Raw genomic sequence first — 22,256 nt, 5'->3', positions numbered from 1 at the left:
AATAAAGCTGGATTACTCCAGCTCGTCCATCAGGGCAACCAGCTTCTCAACGGCTTTCTGAGCGTCCGGGCCGTCGGCCTGGATGGTCACGTTGGTGCCTTTGGTCAGACCCAGAGTCTGCAGCTTGAACAGGCTCTTGGCGCTGGCGGATTTGCCACCGGAGACCACAGTGATCTCGCTTTGGAATTCTTTGGCTTCTTTCACGAACTGAGCTGCCGGACGGGTGTGCAGGCCGTTTTCAGCAGTAATAACAACAGACTTCTCGTACATGGTTTCACCCCATATTATTGATATTTTTTAGTGAGCTGGTCGCTTTTCAGACAACCTGACCCACCGTGTCAGTATGGATATGTTGTAAAGTAACGAAAGCAGACCCGCAATGGTTTAATCCAGGTCAATTTTCTGTGCAGTATTTCGGTGTCTTGGTCGGGATTTTTCCGTTATTGGGCTACAAGCCGCATCAGGACTGGCCTGAAATTATTTTATAACGAAAAATAACACTTTGTTACTTTGTGATACCTGACCATCAGACACCGCGTGACGCCGCACAGGATATGAGATTTATCACAGAATGTCTGCTTTTTTTCTCGCTCCGGAGCTTGTTATTTTACCCCAAAAAATAAGGGCCCGAGTGGCGCTGGGCGATGCAGAATCTAGTCCATAAAAAAACGGCGCTCCTGGGAGCGCCGTCTGGTCGGTGCAATCTTGTGGTTTACTGCTGCAATTCCTGTTCGCTGAATACGCCGGCAAACAGGGCGCTGGAGAGGTAGCGCTCCGCGGCGCTCGGCAGGATAACGACAATCGTTTTTCCTTCAAACTCCGGCAGCTCGGCCAGACGGCTGGCAGCCACCACAGCAGCACCGGAGCTGATACCTGCCAGGATCCCCTCCTCCTCCATCAGGCGGCGAGCCATCTCGATAGCTTCATCACTGGTCACCTGCTCGACACGGTCAATCAGGGAGAGGTCGAGGTTGCCCGGAATAAAGCCGGCGCCAATCCCCTGGATCTTGTGGGGGCCCGGTTTGATCTCTTCACCGGCCAGCTTCTGGCTGATGACCGGCGACTCGGCAGGCTCAACGGCGACAGAGACCACCGCCTTGCCCTGAGTCTTTTTCAGGTAGCGGGAGACACCGGTAATGGTGCCACCGGTACCGACCCCGGCCACGAACACATCCACCTCACCGTCAGTGGCATCCCAAATCTCGGGGCCGGTGGTCTTTTCGTGGATCTCCGGGTTGGCCGGGTTTTCAAACTGTTGCAACAGCACATACTTGCCCGGCTCGGACTCGAGGATCTCGTTGGCCTTGGCAATGGCGCCCTTCATGCCAAGCGGCCCTTCGGTCAGCACCAGATTGGCACCGAGTGCCTTGAGCAGCTTGCGGCGCTCCAGACTCATGGTGGCCGGCATGGTCAGGGTGATGGGATAGCCACGAGCAGCCGCAACAAAGGCCAGAGCAATACCCGTGTTGCCGCTGGTGGGCTCGATGATCTCCTTACCCTTGGTCAGGATGCCGCGCTTCTCTGCATCCCAGATCAGGTTGGCACCGATACGGCACTTGACGCTGAAGCTGGGGTTGCGGCTCTCGATCTTGGCCAGCACGCGGCCTTTGGTAACACGGTTGAGACGAACCAGCGGGGTGTGACCGATAGTCTGGCTATTGTCCTCAAAAATTTTGCTCATGGTGCTATCCCTGTGTTTGTTACGACGATGAAACAAGATTACCCTGTGGTTTCTGAATGAGAAGTGACTATTCGTTATAACCATATGGTATTACAACATATAGAGCTTATTCTCTCTGGCCCCTGACTCCGGGAGCCAATCGTCAAAGGAACCGACGTTATGGGATTTTCAGGAAGCAGCCAGTATCTCGCCTCCGATGCATTGAAGATGGCGGTCAATGCCGCCATCACCCTCGAAAAACCGCTGCTGATCAAAGGGGAGCCAGGCACCGGCAAGACGGTGCTGGCGGAAGCGGTCGCCGACCATCTCGGCACCGATCTCATTGCCTGGCATATCAAGTCCACCACCAAAGCCCAGCAGGGACTCTACGAATATGATGCGGTAGCCCGGCTGCGGGACTCCCAGCTCGGCGACCCCAGAGTGGCCGATATCAGCCACTACATTCGTAAAGGCAAGTTGTGGCAGGCCTTCAGCGCCGAGCAGCGACCTGTGCTGCTGATCGACGAGATCGACAAGGCCGACATCGAATTCCCCAATGATCTGCTGCTGGAGCTGGATCGGATGGAGTTCGACGTCTATGAGACCGGCGAGCGAGTCAGGGCGCGCCAGCGGCCGGTGGTCATCATCACCTCCAACAACGAAAAAGAGCTGCCGGATGCCTTCCTGCGCCGCTGTTTCTTCCACTACATCCGCTTCCCCGACAAGGCCGAGATGCAGGCCATCGTCAAACTCCACTACCCCGACCTCAAGGAGAGCCTGCTTGGCGAGGCGATGGATCTCTTCTTCGAGCTGCGCGAGGTAGAGGGGCTGCGCAAGAAGCCCTCCACCTCGGAGCTGCTGGACTGGATCCGCCTGCTCCTGGCCGACAATATCGCCCCCGAGGCGATGCGCGCCCGCGAGCCCGGCAAGCTGGTGCCCGCGCTATATGGCGCTCTGCTCAAGACCGAGCAGGATCTGCATCTATTCGAGAAGCTCGCCTTTCTGGCCCGGCGCGGCAGCTAACCCATGCTGATCGACTTTTTTACTCACCTGCGCCGCCACAAGCTCCCCTGCAGCCTGCGCGAACTGCTGGACTTGCACGCTGCACTGGCAGCCCGGCTGGTCACCATCGATATGGACGAGTTCTACCAACTCTCCCGCTGCCTGCTGGTAAAAGACGAGGCTCACTACGATCGCTTCGATCGCGCCTTCGCCGAATACTACGAGGGACTGGAAGCCATCCCCCTGCTGCCGGAAAGCCTGCCCGAGGAGTGGCTGCGCAAGGAGTTCGAACGGCTGTTGAGCCCAGAGGAGAAGGCGCTGCTCACATCCCTCGGCGGACTCGACAAGCTGCTGGAGACCCTCAACCAGCGCTTAAGCGAGCAGAAAGAGCGCCACGCTGGCGGCAACAAGTGGGTGGGAACCGGTGGCAGCAGCCCGTTTGGCCACGGCGGTTTTCACCCAGAGGGAGTCCGCATGGGTGGAGAGGGGCAGCATGGCAAGGCGGCCAAGGTGTGGGAGGGCCGTCACTATCGCAACTTCAGCGACGACTCACCGCTCGGCCAGCGCGCCATCCAGCTCGCGCTGCGCAAGCTAAGACGCTGGGTGCGCAGAGGCAATCCCGACGAGCTGGATCTCGACGACACCATAAAAAGTTCTGCCCGCCAGGGCTGGCTCGATGTGAAGCTGCGGCCCGAGCGCCACAACGGGGTGAAGCTGTTGGTCTTTTTCGATGTGGGAGGCTCCATGGATGCCCACGTGGCCGAGGTACAGCGCCTCTTCTCCGCCCTGCGCCACGAATTCAAGCATCTGGAGTACTTCTATTTTCACAACTGCCTCTACGACTTCGTCTGGAAGGATAACGCCCGCCGCTTTGAGGAGCGGTTCGATACCCTGCGCCTGCTGCGCACCTATGGCAGCGACTACCGGGTGATCCTGGTGGGGGATGCCACCATGGGCCCCTACGAGATCACCTGGCCGGGTGGCAGTGTCGAGCAGTGGAACGAGGAGTCGGGTCAGGTGTGGCTTACCCGCTTGCAGCAACACTTTCCCAAACTGGTGTGGATCAACCCCACCCCACGGCGGGAGTGGCTCTGGCACCCCTCCATCAAGCTGATGAATGACGTGGTTGGCGGGCGGATGCATCCGCTGACTCTGGCGGGTCTCGCTGCGGCGATCGACCAGCTCTAACCCTCTCTACCCTATAAACCGACAAGCCGGGAACGCACCCGGCGAGGAGCAAAGATGACCTCTATCGTGATCAGTGGCTCAGGCCTCTATACCCCACCCTTTGCCGTCAGCAATGAAGAGCTGGTGGCCGCCTTCAACCAGTATGTGGATCTCTACAACGAGGAGAACGCCTCCGCCATCGACGCCGGCCAGCTCCCTGCCAAGCAGCACTCCAGCTGCGAGTTCATCGAGAAGGCCTCCGGTATCAAGAGCCGTTATCTGGTAAGCCGCGAAGGGGTGCTCAACCCCGACATCATGCAACCGCTGCTGGCGGAGCGGCCCGATGAGATGCCCTCCATCATGGTGGAGATGGCGGTGGCCGCCGCCGAACAGGCGTTGATCGCCGCCGGCCGCGAACCGGGAGAGATCGATCTGGTCATCGTCGCCGCCTCCAACATGCCGCGCCCCTATCCGGCGCTGGCCATCGAGCTGCAGCACTATCTGGGGGCGAGCGGCATGGCCTTTGACATGAACGTGGCCTGCTCGTCTGCCACCTTCGGTATCAAAACAGCCGCCGACATGCTGGCGGCCGGCAGCGCCAAACTGGCGCTGGTGGTCAATCCGGAGATCTGTTCGGGGCACCTCAATTTTCGCGATCGGGATAGCCACTTTATCTTCGGCGATGCCTGCACCGCGGTGCTGCTGGAGCGGGAGGCCGATTGCAAGGTGGCCAATCCGTGGCAACTGGTAGCCAGCAAGCTGGTGACCCAGTACTCCAACAACATCCGCAACAACTTCGGCTTTTTGAACCGGCTGAGCCCGCGCACCCGCTACAGCGACGACAAGCTGTTTCGCCAGCAGGGTCGCAAGGTGTTCAAGGAGGTGTTGCCGCTGGTGTGCGACCAGATTGCCGGCCAGCTCGACGAGCAGGGCTGGCCCGCCGAGAGCCTGAGCCGGCTCTGGCTCCATCAGGCCAACCTCACCATGAACCAGTTCATCGGCCGCAAGCTGCTGGGCCACGATGCCAGCCAGCAGGAGGCGCCGGTCATTCTCGACAGCTATGGCAATACCAGCTCGGCGGGTTCCATCATCGCGTTTCATCTGTACAATCGCGACCTCCCTGTCGGGGCGCGCGGCGTCCTCTGCTCGTTTGGCGCCGGCTACTCTATCGGTAGCCTGCTGCTGCAACGATGCTAGGCATGAAATACGTGTCGCGGCAGCCATAACAACAAAAACGCTGTTCAGGTGAAATCATGATGAGAATCTCGGGGCGCTGCGCCCTGCACTACGGGGTAACCCTGTTACTATTTTGTCTCTATGGCTGGCAGGTTTGCCCGTTTCTCGAGAGCCTCACCCTGCCCCAGCTGCTGGGGCCGACGCTGGTGACGTTCGCCATCATGTTCGCCGTGCGCAACCGGCTGCTCTCAAGGCGGCCCCTGCCGCGTAACGGGCTGGATGGGTTTGGACTGGAGGTAGGTTTCTACCTGCTGGGAGCACTGCTGCTCTCGGGCTACAACGCCCTGGCCCACGACTTTCCGCTGGAGAGTCACCTCAAGGTCTTGCTGGGGATGACCACCCTCGGCTTTCTGGTGGCGGCCGACCTGACTCTGGAGCGGGATTGGCATCGGGCCAGAGCACGGCAAGCCGAGCAGAGCCTGGCACTGAGCCATCCGCTGGCCATGCCGCTGCCACGCAAGTTCACCCTCTTTACCCTGGCAACCCTCACCTTATTGGGGTGCGTATTCTTCTTGCTGTTCAACAAAGATCTGGAGTGGCTGGTGACGGTGGAGCGCAGCCTGCCGAGGGTCGATGCCCAGCACTACATCCTGTGGGAGATCGCCTTCGTGATGACGGTGACCTTCAGCTATCTCGCCCTCATCATTCACGGCTACGGCCGCAACCTTGGCCTCTCCCTGCGCCACCAGACCAGCACCATGGCCAGAGTGCAATGCGGTGACTTCGATGCCCGGGTGCCGGTCACCCGGGATGACGAGTTTGGCCTTATCGCCGCCAGCACCAATCAGATGATCGGCGAGCTGAAATCCCGCAGCGACGAACTCAATCTGACCCGGGATGTGGCCATTCTCGGGCTCGCCTCGCTGGCAGAGACCCGTGACAACGAGACAGGCGCCCATATCATCCGTACCCAGCACTACGTCAAGGCGCTGGCGGAGCATCTGAGCTTCAGCAACTGGGATAGCTATCCACTGGATGATGCCACCATAGATCTGCTGTTCAAATCAGCCCCGCTGCACGATGTCGGCAAGGTGGGCATTCCCGACGCCATCCTGCTCAAACCGGGCAAGCTGACCGACGAGGAGTTCGCCATCATGAAGCGCCACCCGCAGATCGGCGCCGATGCGCTGGCGAGTGCCGAGGCGCAGCTGGGCTCCAACTCCTTCTTGCGGCTGGCCCGGGAGATCTCCCTCACCCACCACGAGAAGTGGGATGGCAGCGGTTATCCGGCAGGGCTGGCGGGTGAGGACATTCCCCTCTCCGGGCGCTTGATGGCGGTAGCGGATGTCTACGATGCTCTCATCTCGAAACGGGTCTACAAACCTGCTTTCAGCCATGAGGAAGCGAAGGAGATCATCGTGAAGGGGAGCTGCAACCATTTTGATCCCGGCATTGTCGCGGCGTTTCTCGCCTGTGAGGCGCAGTTCAAGGAGATAGCGGCCAAATTTCAGGATCATCGCTGAGTCGGCAAACCCGTTAACGAACCGACAGGTGAAAACTTCGCCTCCTCAAGCTGTTGACAATAAACTTATTTTTGCAAATCACCGCTATTTTTTGACCATTTGAGCGGCACAATCCCGACTCTGGATCACAAGATGAAGGGAAAGTGCCGTCATTTGTCTCTTGTCCACTCGGATAGCTTCCAATGAGTGCGAGGTTTGCTATCATCCGGAGATATTTTTTTACCTGTAATTGGTCACAAAAGAATCCCTCATGTACACACAGTTCTTTGGCCTCTCGGAACACCCGTTCTCCATCTCGCCCAATCCCAAATATCTCTATATGAGCGAGCGGCACGGGGAGGCTCTGGCCCATCTCAGCTACGGATTGCAGGATGGCGGCGGCTTTGTGCTACTGACCGGTGAAGTGGGCACCGGCAAGACCACGGTCTCCCGCTGCCTGCTGCAACAGCTGCCCGCCGAGACCGAGATCGCCTATATCCTCAACCCCTCGCTGACCGAACGGGATCTGCTGGCGGCCATCTGTGACGAGTTTCAGCTTGCCTACCCGACCGAGGCGGGGATCAAGCTGCTGTTCGACCTTATTCGCGACCACCTGTTGGCCAATCTGGCGGCAGGCAAGCGCAGCGTGGTGCTGGTGGATGAGGCCCAGCATCTGCTGCCAGAGGTGCTGGAGCAGCTGCGCCTGCTGACCAACCTCGAAACCGACGAGAAAAAGCTGCTGCAGGTGGTGCTGATCGGTCAGCCAGAGCTGCAGCAGATGTTGCGCCAGCCCCTGCTGCGCCAGCTGGCCCAGCGCATTACCGCTCGCTACCACCTGCTGCCCTTGGGTGCCGGCGATGTCGATGCCTATGTTCGCTTCCGGCTGCAGGTCGCCGGCTGCGTGCAGCCCATTTTTACCCCCAGGGCAATCCAGACCCTCCACCGCCTGAGCGGTGGCATCCCCCGTCTTATCAACCTCATCTGCGACCGCGCCCTGATCTCGGCCTTTGCCCGTGGCAGCTACAAGATTGTCCATGGCGACATCAGTCAGGCCGCCTTTGAGGTAAGCGGGATCCGCGACGAGGGGAGCTGGCTCTCCGGCCTTGCGGTCGCGCTGGCTGGCGCTCTGCTGGTGGCGGCGGGCTGGTGGGGCTGGCAGTTCTTCGGCGTCTTCCCCACCCGCCCGGTGGTCAAGGTCGAGGTACCGGTTACCGTCGATGAGACCGCCGAGCAGCAGGAGCAGCTTACCGAGGCGATCAATCAGGCGCTCGACCCCGAAGGTGCAATGCAGAATCTCTACCGGGTCTGGGGCTACGAGCCCGAGCTGGAGGATGCCACCTGCGACAACGCCCCCCGCGCCGGCCTGCGCTGTCAGGAGGGGGAGGCGAGCCTCGACGAGCTGCGCAATCTGCAATACCCCGCCATGGTCAGCCTTACCGACGAGACGGGCGGCATCTACTACGCCACCCTGGTCACTCTCGGCCCCAAGCAGGCGCGTCTGATGATCGGCAACCAGAGCTGGCAGGTTGAGAGACAGTGGCTCAGCGACAACTGGGGCGGCAGTTACACCCTGCTCTGGCGCATGCCCAAGGGGGGCGCCAGCCTGATCGGCAACAATGCTGGGCAGGCCCAGATCCAGTGGCTCGACAATGCCCTGAGCCGCGCGCTGCAACAGCCCGAGCGCAAGGTGCGCCGCTTCGATGGCGAGCTCAAGAACAAACTGCAGCAGTTCCAGCGGGATCAGGGGCTCAACCCTGACGGTATCGCCGGCAGCAATACCCTGCTGCGCCTCAACGCCCTCTCCGGTGAACCCATGCCCAGACTGGAGGAGGCCTCCTGATGTCTACCCTGCTCAAGGCGCTGCACCGCGCACAGCAACCGCAGCCACAAACCTGTATCCCCGCCATGGGGCTTGCCATGCCCCGCGAAGAGGCGAGGACATCCCGCCGCCTCGTCTGGCTACTTGCTCCGCTCGCCCTGCTGCTAGGTGCTGGCGCCAACTATGGCTGGCACCTGATCCACCTGCGCCCCATCGAGGAGAAGGTCGAGGTGAAAGAGGTGGTCACCCCGCCCTTCGTGCGGGTGGAGCCCAAGGCGATGGTAACGCGGCCGCTGCCGCCTCCCCTGCCGGAGCCGGTGGTGCAGCAGCCCAAGGTTGCCGCCACCAGCAATCCGGCAGCTGTTCGACCAACCCTGGCCGAACAGCTGATGCGCGCCCTAAACGAAACACCGCTGCAACAGGAGTCGGGTACTGTGCCCCAGAGCGTGCAGCCGGCCCAGCTGATGTCGCTTAATGCCGCGCCGCTTTCGATCCGCCAGCAGGTTCCCGCGTTCAGCTATGGCTCCCACCTGTTCTCATCCAACCCCGCCAAACGGGCGGTGGTGCTCAATGGCCGTGAATACCGGGAGGGGAGCGAGATTGCCCCCGGGGTGCGCTTGGCCTCCATAGCTCAGGAGTACATGGTGCTGGATGTGGGTGGCCAGAGTGTCACCCTCAAGGCGCTGCAGGATTGGCAGGGTTAAGCGAGTCATGGCGACGGATTGCCTGACCCCAATCGATGCAGAGAGCTTCCCCAAAGCCTCTGATTCATGGCTCGTAGCCCATTTCATGCAATGGCGAAATTGGTGTTTTTATCACCACAGCAGCCTGCCGGCTGTGATGAATTATCCAATTCTGCCCATTGGCGGTTTCAGAAAGTTGTATCCATACGAACAGCCGTACACAATAACCAGCCGCACCAGAACACATGAAACATGTTGATTTATATGAGCCGACTATCCAGGGATGAGATATTGACCAAGCTGCTGGCCCAGTGCCGGCAGCTGCCCATGGCCCGCATTACTCAGGCGCTCTTCCTGATATTGCTGATCCTGCTGGCCCAGCAGTGTGCCAATCTCACCTGGCGTCTGGTCACACTTGCCACACCTCTGGCCAACGAACCCTGGCAACCCTCCATGATTGCAACTGTCGGTCAAAGTGCCCCCCGCCTTGAACTGGGTGAAGTGAGCAGTCTCTCCCTGTTTGGCAAGGCCATAGCCAAGGCGCAGCAGAGCAAGGAGGTCGCCGCCAACGCACCGCGAACCCAGCTCAATGCCCAGCTCAACGGCGTGCTGGCAAGCTCAAATCCCGCCAAGTCCATCGCCATCATCGCCATGTCGGGGATCCAGAACTCCTACAGCGTGGGGGATCTCATCGACGGCACCCAGGCTCGGATCCGTCAGGTCTACCCGGACCGGGTCATCATAGAGCGCGATGGCCGCGACGAAACCCTGATGCTCGATGGCGAAGAGTACGGCAAACCCCTGCCCCAACAAGGCGGGAGCGCGCAGCTCTCTTCCGTGCGCAGCGAGCTGATGAGCGATCCCGGCAAGATCACCGATTACCTCAATATTTCACCGGTTCAGGTGGATGGCCGCCTGGCTGGCTATCGCCTCAATCCGGGCAACAATCCGGAACTCTTCAACCAGAGCGGGCTGCAGGCCAATGATCTGGCCCTCAGCATCAACGGCCTGGATCTGCGTGACAACATGCAGGCCATGCAGGCGATGCAGCAGCTGGCTGGCGCAACCGAATTGACAGTGACCGTCGAGCGACAAGGTGAACAGTTCGATGTCTATGTTCGCTTGTCAGAATAATGATTTTGGAGTCGTACCAAGAATGACCAATAAAGGGAAAGGCTGGCGTCTGGCCACCATAGCGACGGCACTGATGATGGCAGGATCAGCCTGGGCCACCGAGTATTCGGCCAGCTTCAAGAACGCCGATATCGAAGAGTTCATCAACACGGTGGGCAAGAATCTCAACAAGACCATCATCATCGAGCCCTCGGTGCGCGGCAAGATCAACGTCCGCAGCTACGACCTGCTCAACGAGGAGCAGTACTACCAGTTCTTCCTGAGCGTGCTCGACGTCTACGGTTTTGCCGTGGTGCCGATGGATAACGGCGTGCTCAAGGTGTTGCGCTCGCGCGATGCCAAGACCTCCGCCATTCCGGTGGTGGATGGCAGCAATCCGGGCATGGGCGACGAGATGGTGACCCGGGTAGTACCGGTGCGCAACGTCTCGGTGCGTGAACTGGCCCCACTGCTGCGCCAGCTCAATGATAACGCCGGTGGTGGCAACGTCGTGCACTACGAGCCCTCCAACGTGCTGCTCATCACCGGCCGCGCCGCCGTGGTCAACCGACTGGTGGAGGTGGTCAACCGGGTCGACCGCGCTGGCGATCAGGATGTGGACATCATCAAGCTCAAGTTCGCCTCGGCGGGTGAAATCGTGCGGCTGGTGACCAATCTCAACAAGGATAACAACCCGCAAGGGGGCACCACCAGCCTGCTGTTGGCCCCCAAGGTGGTCGCCGACGAGCGCACCAACTCGGTGGTGGTGAGTGGCGAGCCTAAAGCGCGCGCCCGCATCATCCAGATGGTACGCCAGCTCGACCGCGACCTGCAGAGTCAGGGCAATACCCGGGTCTTCTACCTCAAATATGGCAAGGCCAAGGACATGGTCGATGTGCTCAAGGGGGTCAGCTCCAGCATCGAAGCGGACAAGAAGGGAGGCGGCAACGCCGCCATGGGCGGTGGAGCCAGTATCGGCGGTGGCAAGCTGGCCATCTCTGCCGACGAGACTACCAACGCCCTGGTCATCACCGCCCAGCCCGATGTGATGGCAGAACTTGAACAGGTGATCGCCAAGCTCGATATTCGCCGCGCCCAGGTGCTGGTAGAGGCAATCATCGTCGAGATGCAGGATAGTGATGGCCTTAATCTCGGAGTCCAATGGAATCATGCTGACTATGGCTCGATCCAGTTCCCCGATACTGGCGTCCCCATTACCGCAAAAGTGGCGGCAGACAAGCTCAATAAAAATGGCAACCCCGAGCCGATCACCAAGCTGATGTCCTCGGTAAACGGCATGGCCGCCGGTTTCTATCACGGCGACTGGAGCATGCTGGCTACGGCCATCGCCTCCAATACCAAGAACGATATTCTCTCGACCCCGAGCATTGTCACCATGGACAACAAGGAGGCGTCGTTCAATGTGGGTAAAGAGGTGCCAACCCCGACAGGTAGCCAGAGCTCGACCAGTACCGACAGCATCTTCAACACCATCGAATACAAAACGGTCGGTACCAAGCTGACGGTCACTCCCCAGATCAACGAAGGGGATTCGGTGCTGCTCACCATCGAGCAGGAGGTCTCCAGCGTCGCCAAGCAGGCCGATGGCACCGCCGGACTGGGCCCGACCTTCGATACCCGTACCGTAAAAAACGCCGTCCTGATCAAGAGCGGCGAGACTGTGGTACTGGGTGGTCTGATGGATGAACAGACCAAGGAAGAGGTCTCCAAGGTACCGCTGCTCGGCGATATCCCCGGGCTGGGCTACCTGTTCCGTTACACCTCCAACAGCACCTCGAAACGCAACCTGATGGTCTTTATCCGGCCCACCATCTTGCGCGATGCCAACGTCTACTCCGGTATCTCCAGCAACAAGTACTCCCTGTTCCGGGCCGAACAGCTGGATGCTGCCGCTCAGGAGGGCTATCTCACCTCGCCCAAGCGTCAGGTACTACCGGCTTATGGCCAGGATGTGATGGTGTCGCCTGAGCTGCAAAAACAGCTGGAGCAGGTGAAGGTTCGCCAGCAGAGCGCTGTAGAAAGTACCACTCCCTTTGTGCAGAGCCGCCCCTGATGAGTGCCTATCATCTCGACGGGAGCAACCTGCCTCCCCCGCTGCCCGAGCTCCCCTTTGCGTTTGCCCGCAACTACGGGGTGATCCTCAGCGAGCGTGACGGCGCGCCGGTGCTGCAGTGCCGTACCGGCGTCACCCCGCAGACCCTGCTGGAAGTTCGCCGGGTGGCGGGCTGTGCCTTTGCGGTGGAGCAACTTGACAACGACGCCTTTGAAGAGCTGCTGATGGCCCACTATCAGCGCGACTCCTCCGAGGCGCGCCAGCTGATGGAAGATCTCGGCAACGAGATGGACTTTTTTGCGCTGGCCGAAGAGCTGCCTCAGAGCGAAGACCTGCTGGATGCCGATGACGATGCCCCCATCATTCGCCTCATCAACGCCATGTTGAGCGAGGCGATAAAAGAAGAGGCCTCCGATATCCATATCGAAACCTTCGAGCGGGCGCTGGTGATCCGGTTTCGCATCGATGGGGTGCTGCGGGAGATCCTGCGTCCCCATCGCAAGCTGGCCTCACTCTTGGTCTCGCGGATCAAGGTCATGTCGCGGATGGATATCGCCGAGAAGCGAGTGCCGCAGGATGGCCGCATCTCGTTGCGCATCGGCGGCCGCGCCGTCGACGTGCGGGTCTCCACCATGCCGTCCAGCTACGGCGAGCGGGTGGTACTGCGTCTGCTCGACAAGAACACCATTCGCCTCGAGCTCAAGCAGCTCGGCATGACGGCGCGCAACCGCAGCATCATCAGCGAGCTTATCCGCAAGCCCCACGGCATCATTCTGGTCACCGGCCCGACCGGTTCCGGTAAATCCACCACCCTCTATGCGGCGCTCTCCGAAATCAACTCGCGGGATCGCAACATTTTGACGGTGGAAGATCCCATCGAATATGACCTCGAAGGGGTGGGTCAGACCCAGGTCAACAGCAAGGTGGACATGACCTTCGCCCGCGGCCTGCGCGCCATCCTGCGCCAGGATCCGGATGTGGTGATGGTGGGGGAAATTCGAGATCTGGAAACCGCCCAGATCGCGGTGCAGGCATCGCTCACCGGTCACTTGGTGATGTCGACCCTGCACACCAACACCGCCATCGGCGCCATCACCCGGATGCGGGACATGGGGATCGAGCCCTTCCTGCTCTCCTCATCGCTACTGGCGGTACTGGCCCAGCGGCTGGTGCGCACCCTCTGCCCCGATTGCCGCGCCTCGCGTCCGGCCACCGAGCAGGAGCGCCTCTCCATGGGGATCAAACTGGAGCCGGATCAGCATATCTGGCATGCGGTGGGCTGCGAGCAGTGCAACCACACCGGTTATCGCGGTCGAACCGGTATCCACGAACTGGTGGTGGTCGATGAGGCGGTGCGCGAGGCGATCCACGGCGCCAGCGGCGAGATGGCCATCGAGCGGCTGATCCGCGGCCACACCCCCAGTATTCGCCGCGACGGCATCGACAAGGTACTCAAGGGGCAAACCAGCCTCGAAGAGGTGCTGCGCGTGACCCGGGAAGATTGAGATGGCGGCATTCGAATACAAGGCCCTCGACGGCAAGGGTCGCAGCAAGAGTGGTGTGATGGAGGGGGATTCCGCCCGTCAGGTACGCCAGCTGCTGCGCGAGCAGGGGCTCACCCCGCTCGAGGTAAACGAGACCACCGAGAAGGCGAAACGGGAGGCGACCCGCTTCGCCCTGTTTCGTCGTGGCGCCTCCACTGCCGAGCTGGCCCTCATCACCCGCCAGCTGGCGACTCTGGTGGGGGCCGGTCTCACCATTGAAGAGGCGCTCAAGGCGGTGGCCGAGCAGTGCGAAAAGGCGCACTTGCGCTCTCTGGTGGCGACCGTGCGCAGCAAGGTGGTGGAAGGTTATTCGCTGGCAGACTCGCTGGGGGCTTTTCCCCACGTGTTCGATCAGCTGTTTCGCTCCATGGTGGCGGCCGGTGAAAAATCGGGCCATCTGGAGAAGGTGCTCAACCGCCTCGCCGACTACACCGAACAGCGCCAGCATATGCGGACCAAGCTGCTGCAGGCGATGATCTACCCCATCGTGCTCACCTGCGTCGCCATCGGGGTTATCTCGATCCTGCTTACCGCGGTGGTGCCCAAGGTGGTGGCCCAGTTTGAACACATGGGCCAGCAGCTGCCGGGCACCACCCGTTTTCTCATCGGTACCAGCGAGCTGATGCAAGCCTACGGCCTCTGGTTCCTGCTGCTGCTCTTTATCGCCAGCTTTGTCTGGCGCTGGTGGCTCACCGACGAGAAGCGCCGCCGGCGCTGGCATCAGGTGCTGCTCGGCCTGCCGGTGATTGGCCGGGTCAGCCGCGGTCTCAACACCGCCCGCTTCGCCCGCACCTTGAGCATCCTCAACGCCAGCGCGGTGCCGCTGCTGGAAGGGATGAAGATCGCCGGTGAAGTACTCTCCAACGACTTTGCCAGAATGCGCATTCTCGAGGCCGCCGAACGGGTGCGCGAGGGGACCAGTCTGCGCAAGTCGCTGACCGAGACCAAGATTTTCCCGCCCATGATGCTGCACATGATCGCCTCAGGTGAACAGAGCGGCGAGCTCGACAGCATGCTGGAGCGGGCAGCGGACAACCAGGATCGGGAGTTTGAATCCCAGGTCAATATCGCCCTCGGGGTGTTCGAACCCATGCTGGTGGTCTCCATGGCCGGGGTAGTGCTGTTTATCGTGATGTCGATCCTGCAGCCGATCCTCGAGCTCAACAACATGGTGAATATGTAAGTTTCCGGCGTTCGGCGGTCCGTTGGCGGCCCGTCGAACCCACCCAGTAATCACTCTCTGATGGGCTATCCCATCTCATTCGTTACGGAGCAACTCATGAACAAACGTCGTCAATCCGGTTTTACCCTGCTGGAAGTCATGGTGGTCATCGTGATCTTGGGCATTCTGGCCAGTCTGGTGGTGCCCAACCTGATGGGCAACAAGGAAAAAGCCGACCAGCAGAAAGCGGTCTCCGACATCGTGGCGCTGGAAAATGCCCTCGACATGTACAAGCTGGACAACAACCGCTACCCGACCACCGAACAGGGTCTGGAAGCACTGGTGACCAAACCCTCCATCGACCCGGCGCCGCGCAGCTACCGCGATGGCGGCTACATCAAGCGCCTGCCGCAAGATCCCTGGGGCAACCAGTATCAGCTGCTGAGCCCGGGCCAGTACGGCAAGATCGACATCTTCTCCATGGGTCAGGATGGCGAAGCCGGTACCGATGACGACATCGGCAACTGGAAGCTGAAGGATTTCCAATAAGTGATGCTTCCTCACCGCACTCATTGTGAGCTGACTGCATGAAGTCCGCTTTCTCCTCTCACCGCCAATCCGGCTTTACCCTGCTGGAAGTGTTGCTGGTCGCCATGCTGATGGGGCTGGTGGCCACCGCCGTCACCCTCAGCATGGGGGGCGCAAAAGGCGACAGGGAGATCGACAAGCAGGCGCGCCGCCTGATGGCAACCCTGCAGCTGGCGCAGGAGTACGCGGTGATGGATGGCCGGCTGGTGGGCATTCGCGTCGAGGAGAATGGCTGGCAATTCATGCAGCGTCAGGCCAAGGATCGCAAGTGGCTGGCCCTGACCGGTGACAAGCAACTTGGTCAGGTGCAACTGCCGGAGAACATGGGGCTGACCCTGGAGCTGGAGGGATTTGGCTGGCAGCCCGATCCCGATGAAGAGCGCGAGAAGAAGCGGGATGACAAGGAGCGCACCCCGCAGCTGCTTATCTTCCCCGGTGGCGAGCTGACTCCCTTTACCCTCACCTTTAGCCAGCAGGATGACGAGGTGCGCTACACCCGCATCGTCAAGGGGGACGAGTTCGGCCGCCTCACCCTGCTCACCGGCGATGAGGATGAAGAGGTGAGCGAATGAACGCTCGGGGCATGACACTACTCGAAGTCATGGTGGCGCTGGCCGTCTTTGCCATCGCGGGTCTCGCGGTGATGAAGACCGCCAGCGAACACCTCTCGGCCCTCAACTATCTGGAAGAGAAGACCCTCGCTACCTGGGTAGTGGAGAACCAGCTGGTGCAGCAGAAGCTCGAGAACAAGTGGCCTGGCGACAGCTGGGTAGAAGGGGATGAGCAGATGGCCGGGCAGACCTGGTACTGGCGCTATCGCGGCGTCGCGACCAGCGACAGCAACTTCAAGGCGCTCGATATGGAAGTACGCACCGAGGCCAAGGCCGAAAACCCGATCGCCATGATGCGGACCTATATCAACCGATGATCCCGAGCAACACCCGCCCTTCCCGTCACCGTGGTTTTACCCTGCTTGAGATGCTGGTGGCCATCGCCATCTTCGCCACCCTCAGCATGGGTGCCTATCAGGTGCTGCAAGGGGTGCTCACCAGCGATGAGGTAGCCAAGCGCAAGGAGGCCCGCCTCTCCGAGTTGCAGCTCGCCTTCACCCTGCTGGAGCGGGATGTCACCCAGATGGTGCCGCGCAGCGGCCGCATCGAGGGGGAGAACAACAAGGTGCTGCTGGCCGCCTCCCGTTTTGGCCAGCAGAGCGATGACTGGGGCATGGCCTTTATGCGCAGCGGCTGGCTCAACCCGGACGGCATGCTGCCCCGCTCCCATCTGCAGCGGGTCGGCTGGCGGCTCAAGGATCAGAAGCTGGAGCGCCTCAGCTACCTCTATCCGGATCCGGTGATCGGCACCGAGCCACGCACCCAGCAGCTTCTGACCGGCGTCACCGCGTTTCGCCTCTACTTCTACGACAAGGGGAGCTGGAAGGAGGAGTGGACCCAGCGCAGCGTGCTCCCTTACGGGCTCGCGGTCGAGCTGGATCTGGAAGATTACGGCACCATTCGCCGGCAATTTCTGATTGGCGCCGGCGGCCAGCGCGCCGAAGAGAACAGCCAGAGCAGCAATCCCAATCAGGGCGGCGACAGCAATAACGGTAACAATGGCGGCAACGGCAATAACAGCGGTAACAACAGCAATGGCGGCAACCAGAACGGGGGGGGCACCAATGCGAACTAACCCTGTACGCCCCGGCCGCCAGAGTGGCATGGCCCTGCTGGTGGTACTGCTGATCCTCTCGGTGATGGTGATCATCGCCAGCAACATGAGCGGTCGCCTGCAGCTGGAGCTGCGCCGCACCAGCAATGTCACCGCCGGCAAGCAAGCCTGGTGGTATGCCCTCTCGGCGGAGGCGCTGGTAAGCAAGGTGCTGGCGCAGGATTTCAAGGATGACCCCGAGGTGGTGAGCCTCGGCCAGAACTGGGCCCGCAAGAACACGGTGTTTCCGGTCGATGATGGCCAGCTCAAGGGCGAGGTGACCGACCTGCAATCCTGCTTCAACCTCAACAGCCTGAGCGTACCCAATCAGGCGGGTAACAACGGGGAAGAACTGGAGCAGCAACCTTATCCGGTGCAGGTGTTTCGCGCCCTGCTCAAGGAGCTGGCGATGGATGATTACGAGGCAGCCCAGCTCACCGACGCCATCCGCGACTGGACAGACAAGGATACGGTGCTGGTCTCCAGCCTCGGCGCAGAGGATGCCTACTACGAGGGGCTCAAGCCTCCCTACCTCACCGCCAACCAGTGGATGCTGGGCAAGGATGAGCTGCGGGCGGTACGCGGCGTAACGGCCAGGGTCTATGCCAAACTGGCCCCCTATGTCTGCACGCTGCCAAGCGACAAGCTGAAGATCAATATCAACACCCTGCTGCCGGAACGCCCCGAGCTGCTGGCTGCGCTCTATCTGGGCAAGATTGGCAGCGATGACGCCAAGCGGGTACTGACCGAGCGGCCAAAAAAGGGGTGGAAAGATAGCAAGCTGATGACGGATCAGCTGCCCGTACCTCTTGAAACCGTCAAGGGACTCAAGGAGGCGCTGGTGGTCAAGAGCGACTTTTTCGAGGCCCGCGTGGTCGCCGAAATCGGCGACAGTCGTGCCTGGCTGGAGAGCATCTTCCAGCGGGGCAAGGACAACAAGCTGGTCATGCTGCGCCGCCTCAATAGCGGCGCCGAATAAACAAGCGCTGGCGGGAGCGACTCCCGGCAGGGCAAACATTGGATGCAGCCTGCGGGCTGCGCACCGGTTGCGTTGGCCTGGCCCGCGCGAACCGGTATCGCAGGAGAGAGATGCGTGAGCGAGAGTCTGGTCATCCGTCTGGGGACCACCAAACAACAACCGGTCGCTTGGCTGGTCTGGTCGAGTCAGGAGCAGGAGATCATCGCCTCCGGCGAGCTCCCCTGTGCTGACGCGCTGGGCGAGCTGCAAGAGCGCGCTGGCGGCCGCCCCGTGGTCGCCCTGGTGCCGGGCAGCGATCTGATCTTCCGCCGCGTTACCCTGCCGGGGCGCTACAACCGCCAGTCGGCGGCGGCCCTTCCCTATCTGCTGGAGGAGCAGATCGCCTCCGACGTGGATGAGCTGCATCTGGTGGTGCTGGCCCACGACGGCCCGCAGGTCGACCTGATGGCGGTGGATCGCCAGAAGATGGCCGAGTGGCTCGGCTGGCTCGACGCTGCCGGCCTTAGAAGTCAGCAACTACTGCCCGATGTGCTGGCACTGCCACAAGCCGCAGAGGGCTGGTCTGCCCTGCAGCTCGGTACCGAGTGGCTGATCCGCCAGAACGCCTGTCAGGGGATTGTGGCCGACGAGTCGCTGCTGGCCATCTTGCTGGCCGCCGAAGCCGAACCCGTCACCATTCACAGCCATACCCCGGCGCCCGCCATTGCCGCCGCCAACTGGCTGCCGGCCGAGCCCGAGCTCCCCATGCTGCTGCTGGCCAAGGGGGCCCTCACCTGCCGCGCCAACCTGCTTACCGGCCCCTATCGGCCACAAACCGAATATGCCCGCTACTGGTTGCAGTGGCGCAAGGTAGCCATTACCGCCGCCCTCTTGCTGCTGGTAGCCCTCGTCCAGCGTGGCGTTCAGTTGCACCAGCTGGCAGAGCAGGACAAGGCGCTCAAGGCGGAGATCCGTCAGGTCTACAGCCGCATCTTCCCTAACGAAAGCCGCATCGTGAACGTGCGCAGCCAGATGACCCAGCACCTGCGGCTGATGGGTCAGGCGCCGCAGAACGGCATGCTGCTGATGCTCACCGAACTGGCCCCCACCTTTGCCGAAGTACCCGGTCTCAAGCCGCAGGTAATGCGCTTTGATGCCAGCCGCCGCGAGCTGCGGCTACAGGTGACCGCCCCCGGCTTTGCCGAGATAGAGCGGTTCCGCGAACTGGCGGGAAAGCGCTTCGAGGTGCAGCAGGGCGAGGTGCGCAGCACCGAGGGCAAGGTTGAAGGGGCGCTGGTGCTCAAGGGTAAATCATCATGATGGAAAAATTGCAGAGCTGGTGGCAGGGCATCACCGCACGAGAACAGCGACTGGTGGTGGCAGGCAGCATCCTGCTGCTGGTTGGCCTCTTCTACTGGAGCGTCTGGCATCCTCTCGACAACCGCATCGCCGAGCGCGAACGTCAGGTGCAAAACCAGCAACAGACCCTCGCCTGGCTCAAGGAGAAGGGGGAAGAAGTGCTGGCCATGCAGGGCGGTCAGGGTCGTCAGATAGATACCAGCGGTACCCTGGAAGGGGTGGTCAACCGTACCGCCTTTAACCACAAGATCAAGATTGCCCGCCTGCAACCACAGGGGCAGGAGCTGCAAGTGTGGATCGATACGGTTCCGTTCGATGATCTGCTGCTCTGGCTCGCCACCCTGGTGGAGCAGCATGGCATTCAGGTTCAAATCATTGAGCTGGCCCGCGAGGAGCTGGCCCCGGGTCTGGTCAAGGTCAGACGTTTGCAGTTGAGTCGTCCCCAATGAAAAAACGCATCCTGATTGCCAGCCTGTTTCTGGCAGCCTACTTCGTCTTCCTGCTGGCGACCCTGCCTGCGGCGCTGGTGGTACGCTATCTGCCGCTGCCCGCCAACGTTGCCAGCCTGCTGAAGATGGAAGGAGTGAGCGGCACCCTGTGGAGCGGCCAGATCGCCCGGCTGCAATATGCCAGCGAATCCATCAGCCAGCTGCGCTGGGATCTCAATGGCTGGTCACTGCTGCGCTTCGCCCCCGAAGTGGCCATTCGCTTTGGCGAGCGCAACGGCCTCAACGGTCAGGGCGTTGTCGGCTGGAATGGTGCCGCCTTCGGCCGCGACCTGACCCTCAATGCCCCGGCCCCCTGGGTAATGGCGCGCATCCCACTGCCACTCCCCTTCCCAGTCACCCTCACCGGTCAGCTGCAACTCAAGGTGGATCAGTTTGCCCAGGGCAACCCCTGGTGTGACAACCTCTACGGCAACCTCGACTGGTACAACGCCAGCGCCGATACCCCGGCGGGCAAGCTGGATCTGGCCGATCCCGAGGTGAAACTCACCTGCCTCGACTCCAGACTGGTGGCCGAGCTCAAACAGGGCTCCGATGCGGTACAGACCAGCGGTCGCCTCGAGCTGCAACCCAATGGCCAATACCTGTTTCAGGGCAGCCTGAAACCGGGTCCGGCCCTGCCAGAGCAGATGCAGCAGGGGCTCCCCTTCCTCGGCCAACCCGACAGCCAGGGCCGCTTCCCCCTGCGCTATCAGGGGCGGATCTAACCCCTTCAACGACAAGGCCCCGGAGTATTTCCGGGGCCTTTATTCACTAATAACCTGCTCCTGTTACCAATATTTGTTTATCTCGCTGCGCAACGCTTCGGCGGTTGCCTGACCGCTTTCCGATGCCAATGCCCGTCCGGCGATAAAGGTCTTGGCCCGGATCCCTTCAAACAGATGGATATCTTCCGGCACGATACCGCCGGTGATCGACAGCTCCAGCCCCAGCTCGGAGAGTGCCCGCATCTTGCTCAAATCGGCCTGGGTCCAGCTGACCCCGGCCAGCTCGGCATCCCGCGAGCGGTGATAGATAGCCTGGGTGATCCCCATATCGGCCCACTGTTTGGCATCATCCAGCGTCCAGTTGCCATAGATCTCGATCTGGATCTCCCCGCCAAACTCGTCCGCAACTTTCTTGCAGGCAGCAATGGTAGCAACATGTGCGGCGGCCGATACCGTGATCCAGTCAGCTCCGGCCGAGAAGGCCATGCGAGCCAGAATGGCACCACCATCTGTGGTCTTCATATCACACACGATAATGTGATCGGGGTGACGCTCGCGCATGGTGCGTATCGCAGACATCCCTTCCGCAAAGGCGAGAATAGTGCCGACCTCGATCACTTCGACATAGCTGGCGACGCGATCGGCAATATCCACGGCGGTAGCAAGATCGGTAGAATCCAGAGCAATCTGTAACATGGGTTTGGTCATACTATATTTCCTCAATTTAAAACCTTGGCAGAATGGGTTGGCCCATTGATTTAAAGTCGATAAAGGGCCGTAACCTGACGTCACTAACATAAATAGATGGGCAATTTAAATAACGGGTCGACTAATTAGCGCTGGCCGTAATAGGCATTCTCACCATGTTTTCTGAAATAGTGTTTATCAGACAACTCCTGCGCAATATGGATGGCCGGATTCAATGCTCTGGTTGCCAGCGCCATGGTGGCAACCTCTTCCAGCACCAGCGCATTGTGCACCGCATCCACCGCACTCTTGCCCCAGCAAAACGGGGCATGACCGGTAATGACCACGCCTGGCAAGGCCTGTGGATCCAGATCCCGTCGCTGAAATTCTTCGACAATGACCTTGCCGGTATTTTTTTCATAGTCAACGCGAATTTCATCTTCGGTCAGCGGACGGGTGCAGGGAATATCACCATAGAAATAATCGGCATGGGTGGTACCCAAGGCGGGAATATCCATTCCCGCTTGCGCCCAAATAGTGCCATGACGGGAATGGGTGTGCACAATACCGGAAATGCCTTTAAACGCTTTATATAAAACCAGATGGGTTGCGGTATCACTGGACGGGGATAAATGCCCATCGACGATCTGGCCAGCCAAATCAACCACCACGATATCGTCAACGGTCATATTGTCGTAAGAGACCCCCGACGGCTTGATGGCCACCACGCCCAAGCTGCGATCTATCTGGGATACGTTGCCCCATGTCAGGGTAACCAGACCGTATCGGGGCAACAGCAGGTTGGCCTCCAGTACCGCCTCTTTCAATGAGTTGTACATTTCGTT

The 22,256-nt window shown here is 60.6% G+C and carries 21 protein-coding genes and 1 pseudogene; 18 read left to right on the top strand and 4 right to left on the bottom strand.

Annotated features, from left to right (window positions below):
* Positions 1 to 12: 12 nt before the first annotated feature.
* Positions 13 to 270: an HPr family phosphocarrier protein gene (locus AAHA41_RS02320; RefSeq protein WP_005303128.1), complete on the bottom strand. Its 258-nt coding sequence runs from the start codon at positions 268 to 270 to the stop codon at positions 13 to 15.
* 442 nt (positions 271 to 712) lie between these two features.
* On the bottom strand, positions 713 to 1,681 hold the full coding sequence (cysK, locus tag AAHA41_RS02315; protein WP_005347490.1) for a cysteine synthase A: 969 nt from the start codon (positions 1,679 to 1,681) through the stop codon (positions 713 to 715).
* Between the two features lie 159 nt (positions 1,682 to 1,840).
* Between cysK and AAHA41_RS02310 the strand changes: the two genes are divergently transcribed.
* The 18 genes and pseudogenes from AAHA41_RS02310 to exeN all read left to right on the top strand — a co-directional run bounded on the left by AAHA41_RS02310 (position 1,841) and on the right by exeN (position 20,724).
* Positions 1,841 to 2,683 carry a MoxR family ATPase gene (locus AAHA41_RS02310; protein ID WP_323071053.1) on the top strand — a complete coding sequence of 281 codons (843 nt, stop codon included), beginning with the start codon at positions 1,841 to 1,843 and terminating at the stop codon, positions 2,681 to 2,683.
* Positions 2,684 to 2,686: 3 nt separating this feature from the next.
* Positions 2,687 to 3,850: a VWA domain-containing protein gene (locus tag AAHA41_RS02305; protein ID WP_323071052.1), complete on the top strand. Its 1,164-nt coding sequence runs from the start codon at positions 2,687 to 2,689 to the stop codon at positions 3,848 to 3,850.
* A 54-nt stretch (positions 3,851 to 3,904) separates the two neighbouring features.
* Positions 3,905 to 5,026, top strand: a complete 1,122-nt coding sequence (locus tag AAHA41_RS02300) for a beta-ketoacyl-ACP synthase III (protein ID WP_323071051.1) — start codon at positions 3,905 to 3,907, stop codon at positions 5,024 to 5,026.
* A gap of 56 nt (positions 5,027 to 5,082) precedes the next feature.
* Entirely contained in the window at positions 5,083 to 6,528 is a 1,446-nt protein-coding gene (locus tag AAHA41_RS02295) for an HD domain-containing phosphohydrolase (protein ID WP_323071050.1), read from the top strand.
* Positions 6,529 to 6,778: 250 nt separating this feature from the next.
* On the top strand, positions 6,779 to 8,347 hold the full coding sequence (locus AAHA41_RS02290) for an AAA family ATPase (RefSeq protein WP_323071049.1): 1,569 nt from the start codon (positions 6,779 to 6,781) through the stop codon (positions 8,345 to 8,347).
* Positions 8,347 to 9,030, top strand: a complete 684-nt coding sequence (gene exeB / locus AAHA41_RS02285) for a GspB family T2SS assembly factor variant ExeB (protein ID WP_323071048.1) — start codon at positions 8,347 to 8,349, stop codon at positions 9,028 to 9,030. Before AAHA41_RS02290 ends, exeB begins: the two co-directional genes overlap by 1 nt.
* 270 nt (positions 9,031 to 9,300) lie before the next feature.
* Positions 9,301 to 10,143, top strand: coding sequence for a GspC family type II secretion system variant ExeC (exeC, locus tag AAHA41_RS02280; protein WP_252353674.1), 843 nt, complete (start codon positions 9,301 to 9,303; stop codon positions 10,141 to 10,143).
* A gap of 22 nt (positions 10,144 to 10,165) precedes the next feature.
* Entirely contained in the window at positions 10,166 to 12,196 is a 2,031-nt protein-coding gene (exeD, locus tag AAHA41_RS02275; protein WP_323071046.1) for a GspD family T2SS secretin variant ExeD, read from the top strand.
* Entirely contained in the window at positions 12,196 to 13,701 is a 1,506-nt protein-coding gene (gene gspE, locus AAHA41_RS02270) for a type II secretion system ATPase GspE (protein ID WP_182927493.1), read from the top strand. Before exeD ends, gspE begins: the two co-directional genes overlap by 1 nt.
* 1 nt (position 13,702) lies before the next feature.
* The gene (gene exeF / locus AAHA41_RS02265) at positions 13,703 to 14,923 is read left to right on the top strand and encodes a GspF family T2SS innner membrane protein variant ExeF (protein ID WP_042033052.1); all 1,221 of its coding nucleotides are present in this window, start codon (positions 13,703 to 13,705) and stop codon (positions 14,921 to 14,923) included.
* A gap of 96 nt (positions 14,924 to 15,019) precedes the next feature.
* Positions 15,020 to 15,451, top strand: coding sequence for a GspG family T2SS major pseudopilin variant ExeG (exeG, locus tag AAHA41_RS02260; RefSeq protein ID WP_323071044.1), 432 nt, complete (start codon positions 15,020 to 15,022; stop codon positions 15,449 to 15,451).
* A gap of 38 nt (positions 15,452 to 15,489) precedes the next feature.
* Complete coding sequence (gene exeH / locus AAHA41_RS02255; protein WP_323071043.1) at positions 15,490 to 16,062, top strand: GspH family T2SS minor pseudopilin variant ExeH; 573 nt, start codon at positions 15,490 to 15,492, stop codon at positions 16,060 to 16,062.
* A complete protein-coding gene (gene exeI / locus AAHA41_RS02250; protein ID WP_108612455.1) occupies positions 16,059 to 16,418 on the top strand; it encodes a GspI family T2SS minor pseudopilin variant ExeI in 360 nt (119 codons plus the stop codon). The genes exeH and exeI overlap by 4 nt, the downstream gene beginning before the upstream one ends.
* Positions 16,415 to 17,053, top strand: a pseudogene (gene gspJ / locus AAHA41_RS02245) (type II secretion system minor pseudopilin GspJ); the annotation flags it as partial. The gene exeI and the pseudogene gspJ, both read left to right, overlap by 4 nt.
* A 112-nt stretch (positions 17,054 to 17,165) precedes the next feature.
* Positions 17,166 to 18,173 carry a GspK family T2SS minor pseudopilin variant ExeK gene (gene exeK, locus AAHA41_RS02240; RefSeq protein WP_323071041.1) on the top strand — a complete coding sequence of 336 codons (1,008 nt, stop codon included), beginning with the start codon at positions 17,166 to 17,168 and terminating at the stop codon, positions 18,171 to 18,173.
* 114 nt (positions 18,174 to 18,287) lie between these two features.
* On the top strand, positions 18,288 to 19,472 hold the full coding sequence (exeL, locus tag AAHA41_RS02235; protein ID WP_323071040.1) for a GspL family type II secretion system protein ExeL: 1,185 nt from the start codon (positions 18,288 to 18,290) through the stop codon (positions 19,470 to 19,472).
* Positions 19,469 to 19,960 carry a GspM family type II secretion system protein ExeM gene (exeM, locus tag AAHA41_RS02230; RefSeq protein ID WP_041208225.1) on the top strand — a complete coding sequence of 164 codons (492 nt, stop codon included), beginning with the start codon at positions 19,469 to 19,471 and terminating at the stop codon, positions 19,958 to 19,960. Before exeL ends, exeM begins: the two co-directional genes overlap by 4 nt.
* Positions 19,957 to 20,724 carry a GspN family type II secretion system protein ExeN gene (exeN, locus tag AAHA41_RS02225; RefSeq protein ID WP_041208224.1) on the top strand — a complete coding sequence of 256 codons (768 nt, stop codon included), beginning with the start codon at positions 19,957 to 19,959 and terminating at the stop codon, positions 20,722 to 20,724. The genes exeM and exeN overlap by 4 nt, the downstream gene beginning before the upstream one ends.
* 63 nt (positions 20,725 to 20,787) lie before the next feature.
* Here the strand turns inward: exeN and AAHA41_RS02220 are convergent, their stop codons facing one another.
* Positions 20,788 to 21,432, bottom strand: a complete 645-nt coding sequence (locus AAHA41_RS02220; RefSeq protein WP_323071039.1) for a 3-keto-L-gulonate-6-phosphate decarboxylase UlaD — start codon at positions 21,430 to 21,432, stop codon at positions 20,788 to 20,790.
* Positions 21,433 to 21,557: 125 nt separating this feature from the next.
* A complete protein-coding gene (locus AAHA41_RS02215) occupies positions 21,558 to 22,250 on the bottom strand; it encodes an L-ribulose-5-phosphate 4-epimerase (protein ID WP_139406016.1) in 693 nt (230 codons plus the stop codon).
* Between the last annotated feature and the right edge of the window lie 6 nt (positions 22,251 to 22,256).

Origin of the sequence: Aeromonas sp. SER, assembly GCF_038739615.1 — a bacterium.
Classification (GTDB): Bacteria; Pseudomonadota; Gammaproteobacteria; order Enterobacterales; family Aeromonadaceae; genus Aeromonas; species Aeromonas jandaei.
Note: the sequence above shows the minus strand (reverse complement) of the source record. Positions and strands in the feature narration are given on the sequence as shown.

Excerpts from the sequence above, each read along its gene's own strand:
- AAHA41_RS02305 (WP_323071052.1), top strand. The coding sequence starts at position 2,687 with ATGCTGATCGACTTTTTTACTCACCTGCGCCGCCACAAGCTCCCCTGC.
- AAHA41_RS02215 (WP_139406016.1), bottom strand. The coding sequence starts at position 22,250 with ATGTACAACTCATTGAAAGAGGCGGTACTGGAGGCCAACCTGCTGTTG.
- exeH (WP_323071043.1), top strand. The coding sequence starts at position 15,490 with ATGAAGTCCGCTTTCTCCTCTCACCGCCAATCCGGCTTTACCCTGCTG.
- exeF (WP_042033052.1), top strand. The coding sequence starts at position 13,703 with ATGGCGGCATTCGAATACAAGGCCCTCGACGGCAAGGGTCGCAGCAAG.
- exeG (WP_323071044.1), top strand. The coding sequence starts at position 15,020 with ATGAACAAACGTCGTCAATCCGGTTTTACCCTGCTGGAAGTCATGGTG.
- AAHA41_RS02290 (WP_323071049.1), top strand. The coding sequence starts at position 6,779 with ATGTACACACAGTTCTTTGGCCTCTCGGAACACCCGTTCTCCATCTCG.
- AAHA41_RS02310 (WP_323071053.1), top strand. The coding sequence starts at position 1,841 with ATGGGATTTTCAGGAAGCAGCCAGTATCTCGCCTCCGATGCATTGAAG.
- AAHA41_RS02320 (WP_005303128.1), bottom strand. The coding sequence starts at position 270 with ATGTACGAGAAGTCTGTTGTTATTACTGCTGAAAACGGCCTGCACACC.
- cysK (WP_005347490.1), bottom strand. The coding sequence starts at position 1,681 with ATGAGCAAAATTTTTGAGGACAATAGCCAGACTATCGGTCACACCCCG.
- AAHA41_RS02300 (WP_323071051.1), top strand. The coding sequence starts at position 3,905 with ATGACCTCTATCGTGATCAGTGGCTCAGGCCTCTATACCCCACCCTTT.
- exeM (WP_041208225.1), top strand. The coding sequence starts at position 19,469 with ATGATGGAAAAATTGCAGAGCTGGTGGCAGGGCATCACCGCACGAGAA.
- exeB (WP_323071048.1), top strand. The coding sequence starts at position 8,347 with ATGTCTACCCTGCTCAAGGCGCTGCACCGCGCACAGCAACCGCAGCCA.
- exeN (WP_041208224.1), top strand. The coding sequence starts at position 19,957 with ATGAAAAAACGCATCCTGATTGCCAGCCTGTTTCTGGCAGCCTACTTC.
- gspE (WP_182927493.1), top strand. The coding sequence starts at position 12,196 with ATGAGTGCCTATCATCTCGACGGGAGCAACCTGCCTCCCCCGCTGCCC.
- AAHA41_RS02220 (WP_323071039.1), bottom strand. The coding sequence starts at position 21,432 with ATGACCAAACCCATGTTACAGATTGCTCTGGATTCTACCGATCTTGCT.
- exeI (WP_108612455.1), top strand. The coding sequence starts at position 16,059 with ATGAACGCTCGGGGCATGACACTACTCGAAGTCATGGTGGCGCTGGCC.
- AAHA41_RS02295 (WP_323071050.1), top strand. The coding sequence starts at position 5,083 with ATGATGAGAATCTCGGGGCGCTGCGCCCTGCACTACGGGGTAACCCTG.
- exeK (WP_323071041.1), top strand. The coding sequence starts at position 17,166 with ATGCGAACTAACCCTGTACGCCCCGGCCGCCAGAGTGGCATGGCCCTG.
- exeD (WP_323071046.1), top strand. The coding sequence starts at position 10,166 with ATGACCAATAAAGGGAAAGGCTGGCGTCTGGCCACCATAGCGACGGCA.